Here is a 1,766-nt window from a genome sequence, read left to right on the forward strand (position 1 = left end):
CTTGTTCTGCCGGCGCTTTGCCCGGTCCGGATTTCTGTTTCATCTTCGCTCCTGGTGGCTACGATGAACCAGAAATCCTCCCTCCGCAAAATCCTTCAATTTGTCTCAAAGGTCTCGACGGCGAACATTGGAATAGAAGCGGTCAGGTCGGGACCGTTGAGGCTCACGTTGATCCGAAGCCGCCGTCTCACAGTGGCTGCTTGTTGTAGACTGCCTCAAGGAATGCAAATGTGGGCGCATGAGTGAGACAGATCGGCGGCTTAAAGACCACCTAAACACCAATCAGGCCAAGCGAGAACGCATGTGCCTAGAGATTCTTTCTGTCCAAGATGGTTATACCGACCTACAGCCTCGGCTACCAAGGGGAGGGCCGGACGGAGGAAGAGACATTCAAGGGTTCTATAAGGGAGAGCTCTGTTTTGGCGCCGTAGGGTTCGTAAATGACGCGAGCGACGCGGATCAACATCGCTCGCAAATTCAAAGTAAGTTCAGCGACGACCTGGAAAACGCTCTGAAACCCAAAGAAGACAAGCCGAAACCCAAAGGCTTTGTCTTCCTCACAAATGTGGGGCTCACTCCCGGTATCATCACGGATTTACAGAAGTTGGCCTATGGGCGGGGGATCGGCTATTGCGAAATACTTGATCGTGAGCGTTTGAGGATCATCCTGGATTCGAACCGGGGCTACGCTATTCGCTTTCGTTACCTCGATATCTCGTTGAGCGACGCCGAGCAGAAGGATTTTTTCAGCGCTTGGGCCGATGGAATCACATCGCTAATCGGTTCGGGGATTAAAGGAATCGATCAGACAACTAAGAGAATTCAATTTCTCATCGAGTCACAGCTTCTCTTGGACGATCTAACTACTATCGTAAGACTCGATGCGCCAATTTGGGAGGTTTGCAAGGGCGAGTTTTTCTTTCAAACCATGTTGTCACTCCGAGTCCATTCTCAAGGTTTGGTCAGCTTCACCTTTGGCGGAGGAACCGACAAGATCGTAGAGAGCCGAGACGAACAGCAAGCACGAGGGCGAGAATTAACCAGGAATACCCAGTATAGATTTGGCTTCAGTTGGATCATTCCAGAGACCGAACAGCACCTGCCGTTCAAAGGAAGCGAAGACAAGCTGGAATACCCCAAGGGCGTCCGTAAAGAAGACGGCATGCAGTACATTCGGACTTCTCGATCGCAGGGGATTTTAGAGGTAGGACAAAATACTCTTCACTTCACTATTCTTTCCGAGCCATTTCTCTTTCGCTTTGAGCCGACCTGCAAGCTCTTGGAACTCCACGGAAGTATGGTCATATTCGATTGCAGCAAGGAAATCGCCGATCATGTTTCGGAGATACTGATCGTCGGCGGCGGCTATGAGTTGTTGAAGCTCGATAGAAGGGATCTCAAAGGTGAGAAAGGCAGTTATGATCGCCTGAAGGTGCCTAAAGAAGGGAAGCAGGAGGCCGACAGTCACGAGTGGATCACGCTCAGACCTTCCAATTTGAATTCGGCGTTTTCGATCGACCTCATGCAAAAAACACCGAAGCGGTATGACTGGAGCTGAGTTTGTCAAATTCAGAAGATAAGGGGCTGCTTTCGGCATGCCCACATTGGGCCGCATTGGTGATCGAGCCGTAGTCCGCTTGTGGCCGATTTTGTTGAAAAAGGCGGTTGTTGCGACTCAGAGATAGCAGTGATTCAGTCTGCTTAGTTAGCAGGACTGAAGATCATGATGGGGCACCGGCAAGTCGAACAGCCTGAGTTGTTCTATG

The 1,766-nt window shown here is 50.6% G+C and carries 2 protein-coding genes; both read left to right on the plus strand.

All coding sequences use genetic code 11. The annotated features are described in order from the left end of the window. Positions 1–209, plus strand: a 209-nt coding sequence (locus ACZYOF_RS43565) for a hypothetical protein (RefSeq protein WP_463719565.1), incomplete at its 5' end; no start/stop codon positions are given. A 29-nt stretch (positions 210–238) separates the two neighbouring features. Further along, a complete protein-coding gene (locus ACZYOF_RS43570) occupies positions 239–1,558 on the plus strand; it encodes a hypothetical protein (protein ID WP_463331813.1) in 1,320 nt (439 codons plus the stop codon). Positions 1,559–1,766 lie beyond the last annotated feature (208 nt).

It is taken from the genome of Bradyrhizobium sp. LeoA1Lang, assembly GCF_055413685.1.